Raw genomic sequence first — 19,649 nt, 5'->3', positions numbered from 1 at the left:
ATTATATGAAAAAAGTATTGGCCATCGTGTTGCTTGCCACTTTTGTTTGTGCTGCATGTTCACAAAATACCAATTGTCCAGCTTACGGTACTACCCGTGCTGATGCCCCTAAAGTAAAGCGAGGTTAATCCTCCCAGTTAAAGCTTTTCGAGACAGCTTTCTTCCATTGTTTTTTCATATGGGAACGTTTGCTGTCATCCATTTGGGAATTCCAACGATGTTGGATGGCCCAATTTTTCTTCAGATCTTCTAAATTTTCCCAATAACCTACTGCCAAACCTGCGGCATAGGCAGCGCCAAGCGCAGTTGTTTCAATGATTTTTGGACAAATGACCTCTTGTCCCAATATATCTGACTGAAATTGCATCAATAATTCATTGACTACCATACCCCCGTCTACTCGTAAGGATGAAATGGAGATACCAGCGTCTTTTTCCATAGCTTCTAAAACTTCCCATGTTTGAAATGCGGTGGCTTCCAAAGCTGCACGGGCAATGTGGCTTTTATTGACATAACTGGTTAGACCGACTAATACTCCTCGGGCATCCTGTTTCCAATAAGGGGCGTATAATCCAGAGAAAGCTGGTACGAAATAACAGCCTCCATTATCTTCTACTTCTTTAGCCAAATTTTCTATATCTGGGCTGTTTTGAATGAGGCCTAAATTATCACGTAACCATTGTACAAGAGAGCCAGCAATTGCCACGGAACCCTCCAGGGCATAATGTACAGGTTCATTTCCCAATTGATAAGCTACAGTAGTTAACAGACCAAATTGGGAAGGAATGGCTTGTTTCCCTGTATTCATTAGCAGAAAACATCCCGTTCCATACGTATTTTTTCCTTGACCTGGATCAAAACAGGTTTGGCCAACTAGAGCGGCTTGTTGATCGCCTAAGATTCCTGCCAAAGGAACACCTTCCAAGACACCTTTTGAGTTTCCATAGACTTGTGAGCTAGCTTTAATCTCTGGAAGCATGGCTTTTGGAATGCTTAAAACTTGTAATATTTCATCATCCCAAGCGCAAGTGGCTAAGTCCATTAATTGTGTTCTACTGGCATTGGTGACATCAGTGATGTGGATTCCTCCTTCGGTTCCTCCAGTTAATTGCCAAGAAATATAGGTATCCATTGTGCCAAATAGCGCTTCGCCATTCAGGGCATCCTCCCTTAAACCAGGAACATGATTGAGTAACCAGCGTAGTTTTAATCCGCTGAAATAGGTAGCTAATGGTAATCCTGTTTTAGCTCTGAAACGGTCCATACCTCCAACTTGGGCTAGTTCAGCTAATTCTGAGCCAACGCGGGTGTCTTGCCAAACGAGGGCATTGTGATATGGTTTTCCAGTTTTTTTATTCCAAACAACGGTAGTTTCTCGTTGATTGGTAATTCCAACCGCTGCAATATCTCGGGCAGATAAACCCGCTTTTCCAAGAGCTAGACCAATTACCTCTTGGACATTTTGCCAGATTTCTTCCGCATTGTGTTCTACCCAACCTGCTTGTGGATAGATCTGCTCGTGTTCTTTCTGGCCCATGGAGATGATTTCACCTCCTTTATTAAAGATGATAAATCTAGAACTTGTTGTTCCTTGGTCAATGGATCCGATATACATGATGACTCTTTAGTTTAATGTCAATAAATAGGTGCCAATTAAAGCACCTGCCGAAGGGCCTAAAACGGGGATCCAAGCATATTCCCAGTCGCTTTTGCCTTTGTTGGGGATAGGTAAAATGAAATGCATGATGCGTGGACCTAAATCTCTAGCAGGATTAACAGCATATCCTGTAGTTCCTCCTAATGCTAAACCAACTGCCCATACAAGAATACCTACTAAGAAGGGGCCAAGGCCATGTTCGATGGTAGAAAATGTGCCTAAAGCTACGATGATTAAGGCGGAGGCAAATGCTTCGGAGATGAAATTATATGGCCATGATTTGATAGCGGGATCCGTACAAAAAGTAGCCTTGATGGCACCGGGATCCTCAGTTACTTGATAATGAGGATGATAATGTATCCAAACCAATAATTGTCCCAACATAGCACCAAGTAATTGGCCGCCTACGTAGGTAGTAAAAAGGGACCAATCACCCGTTTTAGTACATCCTGCAATAGTAACGATGGGATTTAAATGGGCTCCAGGACTACCAAAATAGGTAGATACAAATATCCCAATGGTAACAGCAAATGCCCAAGCAGCCGCAATGGCAAGTAATCCTGTTTGATGGCCTTTCGTGCCTTTTAATAAAACATTGGCAACTACACCATTACCTAAATAAAGTAATGTGGCTGTTCCCGCTAATTCTCCAATAAAAATAGAACTCATTGTATAAGGTTTAAATACCTTCAAAAATATGAAATTTATCTATAATAAATAGGCTTTTTTTTAGAGTCTAAGAGATATTTTACGAATTTAATTTTGCTTGTGATGGCCATTTATTGCAGGCTTAAATTTATCTTTGATTAACGATTGTAAATTTTTAAGTTTTATGCGTGAAGACTATTTGAAGGGAGATTCTGAGTCATTACCTCAGCAGGAAAAAGAAATAGATAAGGCCTTACGTCCTTTGAGTTTCTTTGATTTCACGGGTCAAGGAAAGATCGTTGAAAACTTGAAGATATTTGTAGGTGCGGCAAAGGCCAGAGAGGAGGCTTTGGATCATGTATTGTTGCATGGCCCTCCAGGCTTAGGTAAGACCACGCTTTCGCATATTATTGCGAATGAATTAGGGTCCACTTTGAAAATTTCTTCAGGACCAGTGTTGGATAAACCTTCTGATTTAGCAGGTTTATTAACCAATTTACAGCCCTATGATGTGTTATTTATTGACGAAATACATCGTTTGAATCCGATTGTGGAGGAGTACTTATATTCGGCCATGGAGGATTATAAAATAGATATCATGTTGGATTCGGGCCCGAATGCCAGAAGTATTCAGATTGGTTTGAATCCATTTACATTAATTGGGGCCACAACTCGAGCTGGACTACTTACCTCGCCATTAAGAGCACGATTTGGTATTAATGCTAGATTGGAGTATTACGATGCTAAATTATTAACGACCATTGTGAAGCGTTCAGCAACTATTTTGAATATGCCCATCGATGAAACGGGGGCCTTTGAAATTGCAAGAAGGAGTAGAGGTACGCCTCGTATAGCCAATAATTTATTGAGGAGAACAAGGGATTTTGCTCAAATTAAAGGTACAGGAAGTATTGATGTGGAGATAGCCAAATTTGCTTTGGAGGCCTTGGATGTTGATATGAATGGTTTGGATGAAATGGATAATCGCATCTTGTTAACTATTATTGAAAAATTCAAAGGAGGGCCAGTGGGTCTAACGACCATTGCTACGGCCTGCGGAGAAGAAGCGGAAACAATAGAAGAAGTTTATGAGCCGTTTTTGATTCAAGAAGGCTTTTTAAAAAGAACTTCCAGAGGAAGAGAGGCTACCGAAAAAGCATATCGACATGTTGGTATAGAACCAAGGTCTCAAACGGGGTCTTTGTTTTAATTTTGTATTTTTTACGTAACGCTGTCAAGGTTCTAAACCTTGACAGCGTTGGTAAAAGTCCTCTTTTTTATTTGCAAAAAGAAGTAGTTTCTTGGTAATCGATAGATAAAATCAATGAATTGATTTTATCTATATTTTATCAGTTTTTTAAACTGATTGGGGATTAGAAAGAATGTAAATTTGCCTAACGCTGTCAAGGTTTTAAACCTTGACAGCGTTGTTGAAACTAGGCATTTTTCTATTAAGCGGATTGAATATTAATCTATTTTAACTCGAATGACAGCACCATCATTTCCCTGAGAAACTTGTACAAAATATACGCCTGCTGCTGCTTTCTTTAAATCAACTTGACCTAAATAACGGCCTTGGAAATCTTTGACCGTTTCAGAAGCGACTTCCTTGCCATTCACATCTCTTACTGTAATTGCTACATTTCCTTTTTCTGGAGCATGGAAACGAATATTTAATTTCCCATTAAAAGGATGATTTGGGTTAGCAAAAAGTCCTTTGATTGTACTAGATGCTTGTCCCCAAGCTAAGTTTTGACCACCCATCGGAAATCCTTCTTCTTGAAGTCTTCTTAATCCACGGAATTCAGGGCCATTTTCATCAAAATCAAATTTGAAATTTTTCCCTCCTGGCATATCTTCCATATGAATTTCCATATCGTCTGGTCCGTGACGGAAAATACGAACTTGATTGTTGTCTAGCTGATTTTTGAATTTCCTCATGCGTTTTTCGACTCTAGCCATTGCTTTTTTATCAAATTGCATAGGACCCATCGCATCCATTTGCATTCTGTTTCCACCTCGCTTACGGATATCCATGGTGATGATTTTAGTTTTTCCATCAGATTTCCCAATTTCCTTATTCAACGAGTCATTCAATTGTTTCATTCCAGCTTCTGCCAAGTCTGGATTAGCAAATGTCCTCTCAATGACTCTCTGTTTGCCGTTTTCATCTACAACTATCTTAATCGTAGATTCCGATTTTGGCGTATCTTGTGCCAAGGTCAAAGTTCCCATCGTTCCCAGTAGGGCCGATAAAATGAATGTTTTCATACAAGTTTAATTTTTGTGATGGCACAAACTTAGATAAAGCATTCAATACTTGACTGTTAAAGAATGTTAAGTGGCCTTTGAATCGAAAAATGGACCAATAAATCATTTAATTTTGTAATTCATTGGTTTGAAAAGATATGACCCAAAAGAAAATACGACTCATAATAGGTTTGATGACTTTGGCATTGATTGGCTTAATTTCCTTTCAATCTTATTGGCTTGGTTTTATGTTGGAAACCAAGAAAGAACAATTAGCAGCGGATATCCGAGATGGGATGGAGAAAGTTGTTCGTAAGCTGGAAAGGCAAGAATTATATGTCTTATCCCAAAAACAAAGAGAATATGAAGGTCAACAAAAAGAGATTGCTGCTTTAGAAAAAAAGTTAGCATCAAAAGCAATTCCTCATCCACCTCATCCTCCTCAATCTAAGGATCCAGCTTTTTTGACCCAGCATGACCCTATGGAACTCATCACGGAAGATATTTCCCATGAATTTAAATTTAACCAAGCTGAGCTTCAAGCCTTAAAAAGATTCCAGCAAAATGAAATGCCTAATGATATTTTATATGTTCGAAAGTCATTTATGCTTCCCAATGGCCAGATTGCAGAAGTAACAGAGGAATATCAAATTAATGCAGATCTCAAAGGAATAAATCGTCGATTGCGAGAAGAAAAGCAACTGAATGAGATGATGGGTGCTGTCAAACCTCGTGTCTTACAAGAACTTAATCGAATCAAAGAAATTAATCGTGCGAGAGCAAGAGAAGCAAAACGACTTAGTGATTTGAACCGTATGCGGCCTAAATTTTTGGCTCAGTTGCATCAAGAGGATCAACAAAAAACAAGGAAAATCAATGCACTCACGATTGATGCCGAAAAGCTAAAAGAAGAAAAGGCGGAACTTCAAAAAGTATTAAAAAAGACAGAAATGGCGAAAGAAGTCTTTGCCGATTTCCTTTTCAAAGAAAGACCCATTACACAACGCGTATCTACCAAGCATATTGATAGTTTAATCAAGCAAGAATTAGCAGAAAAAGGTATTTCAATGCCCTATGTTTTTGGGATCGGACCCAAAGAGACAGCAAAAGATAACTGGGTATATACCTCAGCAGGTTTAATGAAAACACCAAGGGCACAATCAGCTTCATTTTTAACGCCTTTGTTTCCCAATGACTTACGCCCCAGTGGTCAGTATTTGCAAATATATTTCCCAAATCAAGAAGCTTTGGTTTGGGAGGCCATGAGCTTTAGTTTTTTAGGCTCAGCCCTATTATTGTTAATCATGTTAGGCTGTTTTTACATTGCTGTAACTACCATCTTAAAACAAAAGAAGTTGGCAGAAGTTAAAAATGATTTTATCAATAACATGACTCATGAATTCAAAACGCCTATTTCAACCATTTCCTTAGCTGCTCAATTAATTCAAGAAGAGTCAAACGGCCTAAAAAATGATTCCATCAATCGATATATTGGCATCATTAAAGAAGAAAATATTCGACTAGGCCGACAAGTGGAGCGGGTCTTGCAAACGGCCCAAATGGAAAAGGAAAATATCGTGTTGAAAAAGAAAGAAATTAATTTGAACACCTTAATTCAACAAGTGGCGGATATGAATGGGCCTTTGATTCAATCACAAGGAGGACATTTGAATTTATTATTAGATGCTACCAATGCTCAAATAGAAGTAGACGAAGTACATATTTCCAATGTACTTTTTAACCTACTCGACAATGCGATTAAATACAGTAAAGAGAAACCTGAAATAACTATTAGTACCAATGCGAGTCCTACATCACTGAATATTCGTATTTCTGACCAAGGCATTGGCATGGCCAAGGAGGTACTAGGTTCTGTGTTTGAGCCATTTTATCGAGTTCCAACAGGAAATGTACATAATGTGAAAGGCTTTGGCTTAGGATTGAGCTATGTGAAAAAAATTGTTGAAGCACATGGTGGTACCGTTCAAGTTTCTAGCCTACCACAAATCGGAAGTACGTTTGAGATTAATTTACCTTTTCACCCAACAGTTTAATATCAACACAAATGGAAAATAGTCATCCATCTATTTTATTAGCCGAAGATGATCCGAATTTGGGATTATTGTTGTCTGAATTTTTAAAAAAGAAAGGATACGAAGTTCAATGGGCGCAAAATGGTGATGAAGCCTTGGATATGTTTGTCAAGGATTCATTTGATATTTGCCTATTGGATGTCATGATGCCTAAGAAGGATGGCTTTTCCTTAGCCAAGGATATACGTGCAACACACTTGGATGTTCCCATTATTTTTTTGACCGCCAAATCCATGGAAGAGGATACCTTACAAGGTTTTAAAGTAGGGGCAGATGATTATTTGACCAAGCCATTTTCGATGGATGTATTGGTCGCACGCATTGAAGCTGTATTGAGAAGAACGCATTCGGGCAAATCAGTACCTAGCTTAGCGGATGAGGTCAACTTGGGGGATTTTGTATATGTACCTCAAAAAATGAAATTGATTTTGGGGCAAACAGAACAAAAATTCACGCCTAAAGAAAATGACTTAATGAAGCTTCTATGTGAAAATTTGGGTAGACCTGTAAGTAGGAGTTATGCCTTGAAATTAATTTGGGGAGATGATACCTATTTCAATGCGCGAAGCATGGATGTATATATGACCAAACTGCGGAAAATGCTGAAAGAAGACCCCCGCGTGCAGCTAATGAATCTGCACGGCGAAGGTTTTCGATTAAGTGTTGAAGGGCTTAGTTAATGTATTCAAAGCCACAATATGGCACGAGCACCTGAGGGATCTTGATTCCATCGGGGCCCTGATTATTTTCTAAAATAGCTGCTACGATACGTGGAAGTGCTAAAGCTGATCCATTTAAGGTATGGCAAAGGATGGATTTTCCGTCCACCTTGGTACGTAATTTCAAGCGATTTGCCTGAAATGTTTCAAAGTTGGATACCGAACTTACTTCCAACCATCGGCCTTGTGCAGCTGACCAAACTTCCATATCATAAGTCAAAGCCGAAGCAAAACCCATGTCGCCACCACAAAGACGTAATACACGATATGGTAATTCCATCTTTTGTAAAAGTCCTTGAACATGCTGCGACATTTCCTCTAATGCTTGATAAGAAGTTTCAGATTTATGAATCTGAACAATCTCAATTTTATCAAATTGGTGCAAGCGATTTAAGCCACGCACATGGGCACCCCAAGAACCCGCTTCACGACGGAAACAAGGAGTATGACCTACGTTTTTGATGGGTAATTCTTTTTCGTTTACAATGACATCCCGGTACAAATTGGTAATAGGTACCTCAGCCGTTGGAATTAAATAAAGACCTTCTTCTTTGGTGACATACATTTGCCCCTCTTTATCAGGCAATTGACCTGTGCCAAAACCTGAATCTTCATTGATTAAAATGGGAGGCTGAATCTCATAATAACCTGCTTTAATAGCTTCGTCTAAAAAGAAATTAATCAATGCACGTTGCAAACGAGCACCTTTACCTTTATAAACAGGAAAACCAGCTCCAGTGATTTTGTTTCCTAAATCAAAGTCGATGATATCATATTTCTTAATTAAGTCCCAGTGAGGCTGAGCTGCATCACCTAAATCGGGAATAGAGCCCCAACTTAAAACCACTTCATTGTCTTCGGCAGTTTTGCCCTCAGGAACAGAGCTATGGGGTAAGTTAGGAAGGGTAACTAATAATTCATACACTTCTTGCTCTGCATTTTTAGCAGCATCTCCCAACTCTTTAATACTAGCTTTTAAAACTGCTGTTTCCGCTTTTTTCGATTCAGCTAAATCAGCTTGGCCATTTTTCATAAGAGCCCCAATTTCCTTTGCTGCGGCATTGGATTTCTCTAAAACTTGCTCAGCTTGCTGCAACAATGTTTTACGCTTATCGTCTAAGGAAATCAATTGCTCGACTACCTTTTCAGCTTCAAAAAATCGTTTTTTCTGTAAACCTTGAATGGTTACTTCGGTATTCGCACGGATAAAAGCAAGCGTTAGCATATGTTCAATTTAGAAGAATAAACCTTCGTTTAAGGCATTTAATGACTCATTTTTATGTTTGGCATCCACCAAAAGGGAGATATTATGCTCAGAAGCACCATAAGAAATCATGCGAATTGGAATGTTTTTCATAGCATTTAATACTTTGATAGCTATTCCTTCTTTATCTGCCCAGAAATTACCAACGATACATATAATCACTTGGTCTTTATCTGGATCTTCCAACTCTGCAAATTCCCTCAATTCGCTCATGATGGAATCTAAATGCATGGTTTGGTCTATGGTAACCGAAACAGAAACTTCTGACGTGGTGATCATATCCACCGGAGTTTTATATTTCTCAAATACCTCAAATACGCGTTTTAAGAAACCGTAAGCATTCAACATACGAGTTGAATGGATGTAAATGGCTGTAATATTATCTTTGGCAGCGATGGCCTTAATTTCCACATCGGTTGATTTCTCAGAGATCAACGTTCCATAGGCACTTGGCTCCATGGTGTTTTTCAAACGTACCGGGACACCTTTCAATTTAGCAGGAGTGATAGTACTTGGATGTAAAATTTTTGCACCAAAATATGCCAATTCTGCCGCTTCGGCAAAAGATAATTCTCGAATAGGGAAGGTGTTTTTCACGATACGTGGGTCATTGTTGTGCATACCGTCGATATCTGTCCAGATTTGAACTTCCTCAGCAGCAATAGCTCCTCCAATTAATGAAGCCGTATAGTCTGAACCACCACGTTTCAAGTTATCTACCTCTCCTTGCGGATTACGGCATATAAAACCTTGGGTAATATAAATTTGCTTACCTGGTTCCTTAGCCAAAATAGCTCCTAAATTCTCTTCAATTTTCTTTAAGATGGGTTCATTATCTTCATCTATCACCATGAAATCCAAAGCTGGAAGTAATAAAGAATTAACTCCCTCTTCTTGTAGATAAGCTTCAAATATTTGGGTCGATAATAACTCACCTAAAGCTACCATTTCCTTTTCTTGCTTCGTGCCATATGGGCTCGTTGCAATCAATTCATCAATAAAAGCAAATTCCTTATTAACAATGGATTTACCTTTAGCTAAACCTTGTTCTGTTTGGTATAATTCGGATAAAAAAACATCATAGTGATCGCGCAATGCTTGAGCTTTTGTTTGAGCTTCAGCAATTTGGCCAGCTAAGAGTGATTCAGAAATAGATAACAAGGAATTGGTACTTCCTGAAAGTGCTGATAATACCACGATTTTGGTTTTTCCATCTTCCGTAATCAATTGACGGATCGACTTCATTCTTTCTGGCTTTCCAACGGAGGTACCTCCAAATTTCCAAACTTGCATATGGGTTAAATTATGGGTTTATATTGCTAGCATTTTGATAGCCGTTATGGCCGCTTCATCGCCCTTGTTTCCATGTTTTCCTCCCGCACGATCCATCGCTTGTTCCTGACTATTCGGAGTTAATACTCCAAAAATGACAGGCTTGTCGTATTTTAAACTTACATCTGTAATTCCTTTGGCCACTGCGTCACAGATAAAATCAAAATGACGGGTTTCTCCTTGAATCACACAACCTAAACAAATGACGGCATCAATTTCCGGTATTTGGGCCAATTTTTGAGCACCTAAGCTTAATTCAAAACTTCCTGGAACTTGTACTCGGTGAATGTTTTCAGCTTGTGCACCGTGGGCCAATAAGGTTGCTACACAGCCTTGGAACAAAGCTTCTGTCACTTCTGTGTTCCACTCCGAAACTACTACGGCAAATTGCTTATCCTGGATAGCAGGAAGGCTTTCCGTCGAAAAATCGCTTAAATTTTTATGTTGGGATGACATCTTGAATGGATTAAAACAATAAGGGATAAAAGCTGTTGCTCTTATCCCTTCCTGATATAAAAATTTATCTAATTATTCAGAGATAGAGCTTTCTAATTGAGCTTTATATTTCTTAGCAGGTACAGCTTCTGCCGACTCAGGAAATTTTTCCGTGATATCAGTGTAAGCAGCTAATGCCTCTTTTCCTTGTTTGTTCGCTTCATATGCTGTAGCTAACTTCAAAAGGTAAGTAGGAGTAAAGAATTTGTTAGGCTTATAATCAGCGGCTTTTTTGTAGTAATCAATCGCTTCACCATATGATTTCTTTTCTACATAAGCATCTCCAATTAAGGAATATGCTCTAGCTTGTACTAATAAATCACCACTGCTGAAGTTTTTCAATTTTTCAATTGATTGATCAAATTTACCTTGTTTTAATAAGGCGATACCTTGATATAAATCAGCTAAATTTTGAGTGTTTCCTCCAAATTCGTCTGAAACTTTGTTCAATTCTTTCGTGGCTTTTGATAAAGAATCAGCTTCAAATGCGTAAACAGCTTTGAATAATTTCTTCTCACCCTCTTCATCTTGAGTTTGTGTGTACCACTTATAACCCAAAGTTCCTACCACTAAGGCCACGATGATGGCTCCTAATCCCAATACGGAAGTTTTATTTTTTTCAAAAAATCCAGTGACTTTGGTTAATTCTTGTTGTAGCGCCTCTGGGCTTTCAATAATTTCAATCGTTTCTTTAGTTTCTTTCTTTGCCATATTACGTCCTTATTTCAGGAGTCTAATTGTATTGACCTTTCATTAAATGAGTACAGACTCATCAAAGGTTTGCAAAATTATAAAATCTCTTTCATTTATATCAATATTAATGGAATCTTTTCGGTTTTATTTTCCTGATTCTTTAGTAAATTCGTCGGATTGCGGATTTTACAAGCATAAATTTAGTTCATGGCATTTTCCCGGATTGATCAATTTCAAAAAATTAAAGCAAATGAATCTGAATATGATATTTGTATCATAGGGGGTGGAGCAACAGGAGCTGGTGTGGCCTTGGATGCGGTTTTGCGTGGTTATAAAGTTTTATTGATTGAAAAAGGAGATTTTGCTGGACAAACCTCCTCTAAATCCACCAAATTAGTACATGGTGGTGTTCGTTATTTAGAGCAAGCCGTCAGGAACGTTGATTGGCAACAGTTTAAAATGGTGTACAAAGCTTTACATGAACGTAAAGTGATGTTGCAAAATGCTCCGCACTTAGCTCATCCTCTCGCTTTATTGACACCCTGTTATTCTTGGTGGGACCGAGTATATTATGGCATAGGCATGTGGCTATATGATCGTATTTCTGGAGTGACTAATTTGAAAAACAGCCAAGGTTTGGGCAACCAACAAATGGAGCGACTAGTCCCCAATCTTCAAGTAAAAGGGATGTCTGGTGGTATTCTATATTATGACGGTCAGCTCAATGACGCACGTTATGCATTGGCTATTTTGCAGTCGGCAGAAAAGGAAGGGGCCGCTATTTTGAATTACTGTGAATTAAGCCACTTTGGATTAAGCCCTAAAAGTCTTAAAATCAAAAAAATACATTTCAAGGATTTAATATCGGGAGAGGAGCATGAAGTAAGTTGTAAAGTGGTAGTGAATGCCACGGGGCCTTTTACTGATCATATTCGCCAATTGGCCAATCTCAAATTGAAACCTAGAATGAAGGTTTCTCGCGGCGCGCATATTGTTTTGCCTAAAACCTTTTGGTCGGGGGAAACGGCTTTATTGATTCCAAAAACAGACGACGGTCGGGTTGTCTTCATTATTCCCTGGAGAGATTATGTCCTTGTTGGAACTACAGATGAACCGGATGAATTGAAAGAGGATCCGGCTATCCGAGCGGAAGAGGAAGATTATTTATTAGACTATTTTAATCGGTTTGCATTAATAAAAGCGAGCAAACAAGATGTAAGTTCAGGCTTTGTGGGACAAAGACCTTTACTTCAAGTAGGTCTTTCTGATGCCATGCAATCTGATACTAAGTCATTAGTACGAGACCATGAAGTGGAAGTTGACCAACGTAGTAAGTTGGTGAGCATCATGGGAGGAAAATGGACAACCTACCGGGTCATGGCGGAGGATACTATGAATGTCGTAGAGGAAGATGTTTTGCACCGCCACAAGCAAAGTTGTCATACCAAAGATTATGTGCTTTTTGGAGGAGATAAAATGGATGAGGCACTTTGGAGTCAACGTATCAAAGCCTTACATATTAGTGAATTAAGTGCTAATCATTTGCGAAAGATATATGGTTTTACGGCACTTAAAGTATTGGAACATTGTGAACGAGAAAAGGGAGGATTGGAGTTAATTCATAGCTCATTACCTTATTTGCAAGGGGAACTGAATTATTTGAAGAATTATGAAATGGCAGAATGTTGGGAAGATATTCTATATCGCCGCTGGGGGATTAGCTTGAGAGATCAGGCAAAAGGGCAATTGATCATGGACATAAAAAAAGAGGCTTTCGCCTCCTTTCATTAATATTCGTCTTCATTGAAGAAGAAATCATCTTTGGTTGGGTAATCAGGCCAAATTTCTTCAATGCTTTCAAAAGGTTGTCCATCATCCTCTAATTCTTGCAAGTTCTCTACTACTTCTAATGGAGATCCTGTACGAATTGCGTAGTCAATTAATTCATCTTTTGAAGCAGGCCATGGTGCATCTTCTAAATAGGAGGCAAGTTCTAGTGTCCAGTACATATGTTTAATTTTAATTCTTAAAGATTCAAATTTTTGTCCTTTTCTCTTTTAGATTCTTAAGAATCTAAGATTTATCGGACTGCAAAAGTAAAATAAAAAAATATTTATGAAAGATTTATTTTTTAAATTTTGAATAAATAAAAATAAACCCGTTTTAACGCTTATAGAGCCCTGTTTTTTATGTTAAAATCCCGTACTATCTCGGTTGAAGTTTGTAGTTATTCCTTATTTTCCAGTATCGCAGCAGACCAAGCTGGTGCAGATCGTGTCGAATTATGTGCCTCTCCTTGGGAAGGAGGTACCAGTCCATCTGCTGGTCTAGTTTTTGAAACATTATCTCAAACTTCTTTAGGAATTCATGTCATGGTAAGAGCTCGAGGAGGCGACTTCTGCTACGATGCTTTTGAGAAGAAAACGATGTTAGCCGAGATTAATCAGTTTATTTCCATGGGAGTTAATGGGATGGTTATTGGAGCCTTAACTCCACAGGGCGACTTAGATGTTAATTTTCTAAAAGAGGTTAAATACATTGTTGGGGATTCCGCTGAACTTACTTGTCACCGAGCTATAGATGTTTCAAGAGAACCATTGGAAGTGATGGAAGCTTTAATTGATCTAGGCTTTGATCGAATTTTGACATCAGGTCAAAAGAATAAAGCCATGGAAGGAATTGAGGCAATATCTACAATGGTCGAAGCAGCACAAGGTCGAATTCAAATCATGGCGGGTAGTGGAGTAAATCCGCAAAATTGTCTTCAACTCGTAGATGCAGGCGTGGATGCCGTACATCTAAGTGCAAGAACAACAAGAGAGTCCGACATGATTTATCGAAGACCCGGTATTTCCATGGGTGGTGTTGCCGAAATCTCCGAATTCGAAGTTGCTTATTCGAGTCAAGAAATTATTCGCGAGGCTGTTCAGAAAATCAGAAATTGTTAATCTTCGTATAATGGAGTTTCAATCCACTCATCTTGAGGGATTCGACTTAAATCATACAATGGGATTTGATTTCTTTGATAAGTAGGAATGGCAAAGTCGCTTTCATCTGGTCCACCTTTTTTGTAGTGATCTACCATTTTTTGGAATCGAACTTCTTCACTTTCCGTAGGAGCTGAGCTGGTAGTTCCAAACTCGTCAAATTCTACGGTTGCACCTGAGATTAATGAGGCTGGTTTATTGGCCGTACTATAATGTTTCGTGTCACTAAACAAGAAATCGTCAAGTGCATTTTGCTCATGCTCAAAGCCTGCAGCAATCACAGTTAAATATAGATCCTCTCCCAATTCATCATCTGTAGAGAAACCAAATTTCACCATGTCAGCTTGATCATTGATTCGGCCATTTAGGTACTCAATGATGATATTTTGTTCGCTCATGACTAAAGCATGTTCTGAACTTGTAGAAACCGTAACTAAAATACGTTTGGCTCCTTTAATTTCTTGGGAGTTTAAAAGTGGAGATTCAAGGGCTTCTGCAATAGCTTGAAAAGCACGATCTTCTCCTTTACCTAAAGCAGAGCTCATCATGGCCTGACCCGCATTTTTCAATACCTTTTTTACGTCCATGAAGTCCGTATTGATATCTCCAGGTTTTGCAATGACGTCAACCACACTTTTTACTGCTTTGGCTAACACATCGTCCGCTTTAGCGAAGGCATCCTTCACTGCTAGTTTCTCATAAATTTGAGCCAACTTATCGTTCATTACGACCAGTACGGTATCACAATATGTTTTTAATTCTTGAATACCCGTTAAAGCATATTGGATTTTTTCACGACCTTCCCATGCATAAGGTGCAGTAACTACAGCTACTGTTAGTAAACCTCTTTTTCTCGCAATTTCAGCCACAACTGGGGCAGCACCTGTACCTGTTCCTCCCCCCATACCTGCAGTAATGAAAAGCATTTCTGTGCCATTTGTCAACACCGCATTAATTTTATCAATACTATCTAATGCAGCTAATTTTCCAACTTCTGGATCCGTTCCAGCACCAAGCCCTTGCTCTCCTAATTTGATTTTGGTCTTAACAGGATTCGAAGCCAAAGCTTGAGAATCTGTATTGCAAATAATCAAATCCGCTCCTTTGATCTTCATGTTATCCATGTGGCGAACCGCATTGGAGCCACCACCACCTATACCAATAACTTTGATGATGGATTTGAAGGATGATTCAGGAACAATTTCCATTTTATGATCGAAAAAGGAAGGGTTCTGGTTATTCATAATATAAATATGCTTTTAGGGAATAATCTAATTTAATAAAATCTAATCGAATGCGCTGTTTAATCTTTACCCCAGCGCCATTCATTACCTAACTCTAAATCTCTTCTCAAATTTTGTTTAATGAAGAAATCACGAGTCGAATAAAAATCTAGTTTTTTTGCTGGAATCGAGTTGGTATTCGCCACACCATATAACAGCATCGCTGTGTATTTTACCGTATTTTCTAATTCTTTTTTGTTGACCAAATCAAAAGAGTCACAATTGGCATGATAACAATCTAATACCCGCTTTTCTAAGCGGCCGATGGGCGCACTAGCTGGAATACCTTCCAATAAAAATGATTGATGATCGGAATGTAATCCTGCACTATTGCTAATCTCATTGCCAAAAGCAGGGTCAATCGACTTAATTTTATTGCCAATTTCTTTTAACAGTGCGACTAACTCGTCTCTACCTCCTGCATTGAAACCAGATACATTGTTGGTCATATCCAGATTAATCATGTATACGATTTCATCAATTTCTCCCGTCTTTTTGGCTCTTTCAATGTAAGCTTTAGAGCCAAGCAATCCTTCTTCCTCGCCCATGAATGCGACAAATTCAATGGTCCTTTTATTTTTAAGACCCAATGCTTTAAATGTTCTAGCGATATCGATGACTGAAAACGAACCAATGCCATTGTCGATAGCACCAGTGGATAAATCCCAAGAATCTAAATGACCACCAATAATGATTTTCTCTTTACGGTATTTTTTGTTATCCCCTTTCAAAGTAGCCACCACATTACGTGCTTTGATAGGTTTACTCACATTATGCATTTCGATTAAACTCAACAATCCAGGCTGTTCCAACAACCATTTGCGGATTTCAACACCACTCTCCCAACTGATACAAACAGCAGGAATTGAAATTAAATTTCCGGTGACAGAAGCAGTACCAGTTAATAATACTTGCCCTTTTACCGTGTTAACAAAGATGACGCCAATGGCTCCATATTGAATGGCTAAAGCTGTTTTTTCCGAGCGGTGCAAGTTTTTTTGACCAGGTTTAGGGTCAACCAAACCTATATTCATCACGGCTACTTTACCTTTGATTTGTTCTTTTTTTGCCTCAAAATCCACATCGAGTCCATTTCCCATATCCACCATGGTACCCGTAATATTGGCTTCTACGGGTGTCATAGCTAAAGAAACTACAGGGACTTCTCTGAAATCATCAGATTTAGGAGGTGCAATCGAAAGGGTTACCGTATCTCTAGCCCAAGCCTCTACCTGAAAACCTTGAAACTTTGTATCACGGAATCCATATTTTTTAAAAAGGTTAAAAGCGAATTCTTCTGCTTTTTTACCTTTTTCACTGCCTGTAAGGCGATGACCTAAGGTTTGACAGGCCGTACCTAAGGATGAATAAGCCAATGAATTTTGATCTACTTCATCTTTGATTCGCTTAAATGCCGACTCTAAACTTTCTTCTCCTCCTATGGATGGACCGAAACCCGAAGAAGTGATTAAGAAAACAAAGATCAAGACGGATAATATACTTCTCTTCATGGATTAGTTTAAATAGGATGAAGGCTTACGATTCAGAAATTTACTTTTTTTTGATCAAAATACCAATTAGCACGAATAGGTTTTTAGTGAAATTCCTATTTAGGGAAGTAAGCACTCATTACTTCCTGACTTTTTCAAAAGTTTACACCAAAACTCCTTTTCTTTTTCAGGAATCGCTTTTCCTCCATAATAATTTTTGACCCTAGTAACCGCTTGGTCAACTAATTTTTTATCCAAATCAATTAAGACTTCTAAGTAGATAAATCGGGCAGCAATTTGTTGAGGTTTTAAACCAATGGCCTGTAATCCGTCTTTCAGGCGCTGAAGTCGTTCAGGGCTATAGGATCTTGCTCGGCCACTATACAAACTAGTCATAATTGTATTTTCGGCTGTTTGCTTAACTTCCAAACTATCAAACTTGCTTTCGTAGTTTTTGATATGTGTGATGAAATGTTGGAATAGTGCATTGTTGTCATCCATCATGACTTTTTGAATAAGCAAAAAACTAGTTTCTCCTTCAAATTCTTCAGGCTTAATCAATTGAACTAAGTCATTGACTAAAGCCACATTTTTCAATGTATCCAAACTTAAACGAGTGAAATAAGCGGCAGAAATCATATTTTCTTTATTCCTTTCACCTGCACTATATCGTTCTAATAATTGGGCTTGGTTTTGCTGCGGGTTTTTGGCTGCATCCAATAATTTAATGATACCCGCTACCGAGTTAGTAGCTTCACCAACTGGTTCAATATTCCAAACTTTTCCCTTGGGGGAAAATACAATAAACGAGGGAGTGGATGGGATAAAGATTTTACGAGAGCGTAAAAATGCATTGTTTTCACGCTTGCTTAGGTCCAACTGATACGCATGATAATTTTTATCAAGGTAAGTTTTAATGGCTGGAAGACTCAAGGTTTTATCATATGCGATGCAATGAGAACAAGTGGGTAAAAATGCCTCAAAAAAGATCGGTTTATTTTCCTTTTCAGCTTTTTTAAATATTTCATCCAGGGCTATGAAGGGTCTGAAAGATTTATTTTGGTCAATTTTTTGTGCCTTAGACGGTTGTAGAAAGCTCAGAAAACTGAAAAGTATCAAAAAGGATAGACGCATAGAAGGTATTTTTTCTCAAAAATACATCATCCTGCCCAATTTTCTCTATCTAAATTTCGGTAGGTAATCGCTTCTGCGATATGTTCCGATTGAATATGAGATGATTTTGCTAAATCAGCAATGGTGCGCGCCACTTTTCGAATTTTATCAAAAGCTCTCGCAGATAATTGTAATTTGTCCATTGCGACGGAAAGTAATTGTTGGGATGCTTGGTCAAGATGGCAAAATTCATTGACTTGCTGACTCGACATCATGGCGTTGGAATGGATTTTGGGGAATGGGATGAATCGATTTTGCTGAATTCGCCGAGCTTCCATAACTCTTTTGCGGACAAATTCACTTGATTCTGCAGCTCGCCCAGTACTCATTTCTTCAAATTGAACAGGCACAATTTCTATATGCATGTCGATTCGATCCAGTAATGGACCTGATATTCGATTTAAATAGCGCTGCACTTGTCCAGGGCCACAAACACAGTCTTTATTGGGATGATTGTAGTAGCCACAAGGACAAGGGTTCATGCTAGCTACCAACATAAAATTAGCAGGAAATTCTAATGACCATTTGGCTCGGGAAATAAATACATTTCGATCTTCTAGGGGTTGACGCATAACTTCTAATGCATTTCGATTGAATTCAGGTAGCTCATCTAGAAATAGAACGCCATGATGGGCAAGGGAAATCTCCCCAGGTTGAGGAAACGAACCTCCTCCAACCAAGGCAGCATTGGAAATAGTATGATGTGGACTTCTAAAGGGACGATGCGTCAATAATGCATGCTTTCCCATTAATTTTCCAGCCACAGAATGAATCTTTGTTACTTCCAGAGCCTCTGGTAAGGAAAATGGAGGGAGTATGGTCGGTAATCGTTTAGCCAGCATGGTTTTTCCAGCACCTGGAGGGCCAATCATAATCAAGTTATGACCACCAGCTGCCGCAATTTCAAAAGCTCTTTTGACAGCTTCCTGACCTTGTACTTGTGAAAAATCTACATCAAATGAGTCATGGGATTCACCGAATAAAGCGTGTACATCCACATAAGTAGGGGCTATGGTTATTTTATTGCGAATAAATTGAATGGTTTCTCGAAGATGACTTAATCCAAATACCTCTATTCCTTCTACCATAGCTGCTTCTATGGCATTTTCTTCTGGTAAAATGAGCTTTGTGATTCCTCTATTTTTAGCTTCCAAGGCAATAGGTAAAGCCCCTTTGATAGCGCGAATTGTTCCATCTAGGGCCAATTCCCCCATAATGACATATTCGTCAAGCCCTTTTAATTCAACCTGTTCTGATGCTTCTAATATTGATAGAGCGATAGGTAAATCATAGGCTGAGCCTTCTTTTCTGATATCAGCAGGTGCTAGATTAATGATGACCTTTCTCCTTGGGAAAAAAAATCCAGTATTCTTTAAAGCTGATTCAACTCGTTGAATAGATTCTTTGATGGTGGAGTCAGGAAGTCCAACTAAATAGCATTTACTACCTTGCCCAACATGGGTTTCAATGGTGATGAGGTTGGCAGACACCCCAAATACGGCACATCCATACGTTTTGGCTAACATTGTTTTTTGTTAGGCAAATTAGCAGGAATGGCAATAGGA

Annotated in this window: 18 protein-coding genes; 6 read left to right on the top strand and 12 right to left on the bottom strand. The window is 38.7% G+C overall.

What is annotated here, in order from left to right; genetic code table 11:
- Positions 1-5: 5 nt before the first annotated feature.
- Positions 6-128: a hypothetical protein gene (locus tag HME7025_RS13555; RefSeq protein ID WP_262495125.1), complete on the top strand. Its 123-nt coding sequence runs from the start codon at positions 6-8 to the stop codon at positions 126-128.
- Here HME7025_RS13555 and glpK read toward each other — a convergent pair.
- Both glpK and HME7025_RS11285 read right to left on the bottom strand, forming a co-directional pair.
- Positions 125-1,615 (bottom strand): glycerol kinase GlpK, encoded by a 1,491-nt coding sequence (gene glpK, locus HME7025_RS11290; protein WP_109324079.1) that lies wholly within the window; start codon positions 1,613-1,615, stop codon positions 125-127. The two genes, HME7025_RS13555 and glpK, sit on opposite strands and share 4 nt — an antisense overlap.
- Positions 1,616-1,624: 9 nt before the next feature.
- Positions 1,625-2,326: an MIP/aquaporin family protein gene (locus HME7025_RS11285; protein ID WP_109324078.1), complete on the bottom strand. Its 702-nt coding sequence runs from the start codon at positions 2,324-2,326 to the stop codon at positions 1,625-1,627.
- Positions 2,327-2,489: 163 nt separating this feature from the next.
- Between HME7025_RS11285 and ruvB the strand changes: the two genes are divergently transcribed.
- On the top strand, positions 2,490-3,515 hold the full coding sequence (gene ruvB / locus HME7025_RS11280; protein WP_109324075.1) for a Holliday junction branch migration DNA helicase RuvB: 1,026 nt from the start codon (positions 2,490-2,492) through the stop codon (positions 3,513-3,515).
- Positions 3,516-3,772: 257 nt separating this feature from the next.
- On the opposite strand, the gene HME7025_RS11275 is transcribed toward ruvB, so the two are convergent.
- Complete coding sequence (locus HME7025_RS11275; RefSeq protein ID WP_109324074.1) at positions 3,773-4,576, bottom strand: T9SS type A sorting domain-containing protein; 804 nt, start codon at positions 4,574-4,576, stop codon at positions 3,773-3,775.
- Positions 4,577-4,713: 137 nt separating this feature from the next.
- Between HME7025_RS11275 and HME7025_RS11270 the strand changes: the two genes are divergently transcribed.
- Together HME7025_RS11270 and HME7025_RS11265 are read left to right on the top strand one after the other, a co-directional pair.
- On the top strand, positions 4,714-6,609 hold the full coding sequence (locus tag HME7025_RS11270) for a sensor histidine kinase (RefSeq protein ID WP_109324073.1): 1,896 nt from the start codon (positions 4,714-4,716) through the stop codon (positions 6,607-6,609).
- An 11-nt stretch (positions 6,610-6,620) separates the two neighbouring features.
- Positions 6,621-7,328: a response regulator transcription factor gene (locus tag HME7025_RS11265; protein ID WP_109324072.1), complete on the top strand. Its 708-nt coding sequence runs from the start codon at positions 6,621-6,623 to the stop codon at positions 7,326-7,328.
- On the opposite strand, the gene serS is transcribed toward HME7025_RS11265, so the two are convergent.
- The 4 genes from serS to HME7025_RS11245 all read right to left on the bottom strand — a co-directional run bounded on the left by serS (position 7,321) and on the right by HME7025_RS11245 (position 11,169).
- Positions 7,321-8,592: a serine--tRNA ligase gene (serS, locus tag HME7025_RS11260; RefSeq protein ID WP_109324061.1), complete on the bottom strand. Its 1,272-nt coding sequence runs from the start codon at positions 8,590-8,592 to the stop codon at positions 7,321-7,323. The genes HME7025_RS11265 and serS overlap by 8 nt on opposite strands.
- Before the next feature lie 9 nt (positions 8,593-8,601).
- On the bottom strand, positions 8,602-9,924 hold the full coding sequence (locus tag HME7025_RS11255) for an aspartate kinase (protein ID WP_109324060.1): 1,323 nt from the start codon (positions 9,922-9,924) through the stop codon (positions 8,602-8,604).
- Between the two features lie 18 nt (positions 9,925-9,942).
- Positions 9,943-10,419: a 6,7-dimethyl-8-ribityllumazine synthase gene (ribH, locus tag HME7025_RS11250; RefSeq protein ID WP_109324055.1), complete on the bottom strand. Its 477-nt coding sequence runs from the start codon at positions 10,417-10,419 to the stop codon at positions 9,943-9,945.
- A gap of 72 nt (positions 10,420-10,491) precedes the next feature.
- Positions 10,492-11,169 (bottom strand): tetratricopeptide repeat protein, encoded by a 678-nt coding sequence (locus HME7025_RS11245; protein ID WP_109324054.1) that lies wholly within the window; start codon positions 11,167-11,169, stop codon positions 10,492-10,494.
- A gap of 189 nt (positions 11,170-11,358) precedes the next feature.
- Here HME7025_RS11245 and HME7025_RS11240 point away from each other — a divergent pair, with 189 nt between their 5' ends.
- Positions 11,359-12,942 (top strand): glycerol-3-phosphate dehydrogenase/oxidase, encoded by a 1,584-nt coding sequence (locus HME7025_RS11240; protein ID WP_109324053.1) that lies wholly within the window; start codon positions 11,359-11,361, stop codon positions 12,940-12,942.
- Here the strand turns inward: HME7025_RS11240 and HME7025_RS11235 are convergent.
- Positions 12,939-13,160: a DUF2795 domain-containing protein gene (locus HME7025_RS11235; RefSeq protein ID WP_109324052.1), complete on the bottom strand. Its 222-nt coding sequence runs from the start codon at positions 13,158-13,160 to the stop codon at positions 12,939-12,941. The genes HME7025_RS11240 and HME7025_RS11235 overlap by 4 nt on opposite strands.
- Positions 13,161-13,340: 180 nt before the next feature.
- On the opposite strand from HME7025_RS11235, the gene HME7025_RS11230 reads away from it, so the two are divergent.
- Entirely contained in the window at positions 13,341-14,099 is a 759-nt protein-coding gene (locus HME7025_RS11230) for a copper homeostasis protein CutC (protein ID WP_109324051.1), read from the top strand.
- Here the strand turns inward: HME7025_RS11230 and ftsZ are convergent.
- The 4 genes from ftsZ to HME7025_RS11210 all read right to left on the bottom strand — a co-directional run bounded on the left by ftsZ (position 14,096) and on the right by HME7025_RS11210 (position 19,610).
- Positions 14,096-15,382 carry a cell division protein FtsZ gene (ftsZ, locus tag HME7025_RS11225; RefSeq protein ID WP_109324049.1) on the bottom strand — a complete coding sequence of 429 codons (1,287 nt, stop codon included), beginning with the start codon at positions 15,380-15,382 and terminating at the stop codon, positions 14,096-14,098. The genes HME7025_RS11230 and ftsZ overlap by 4 nt on opposite strands.
- Before the next feature lie 59 nt (positions 15,383-15,441).
- Positions 15,442-16,932 (bottom strand): M20/M25/M40 family metallo-hydrolase, encoded by a 1,491-nt coding sequence (locus HME7025_RS11220; RefSeq protein WP_109324045.1) that lies wholly within the window; start codon positions 16,930-16,932, stop codon positions 15,442-15,444.
- Between the two features lie 99 nt (positions 16,933-17,031).
- Positions 17,032-18,045, bottom strand: coding sequence for a thioredoxin domain-containing protein (locus HME7025_RS11215; protein ID WP_109324036.1), 1,014 nt, complete (start codon positions 18,043-18,045; stop codon positions 17,032-17,034).
- 26 nt (positions 18,046-18,071) lie between these two features.
- Entirely contained in the window at positions 18,072-19,610 is a 1,539-nt protein-coding gene (locus HME7025_RS11210) for a YifB family Mg chelatase-like AAA ATPase (protein WP_109324035.1), read from the bottom strand.
- Between the last annotated feature and the right edge of the window lie 39 nt (positions 19,611-19,649).

The sequence above is a fragment of the Aquirufa nivalisilvae genome, assembly GCF_003143535.1.
Taxonomy (GTDB): domain Bacteria; phylum Bacteroidota; class Bacteroidia; order Cytophagales; family Spirosomataceae; genus Aquirufa; species Aquirufa nivalisilvae.
Note: the sequence above shows the minus strand (reverse complement) of the source record. Positions and strands in the feature narration are given on the sequence as shown.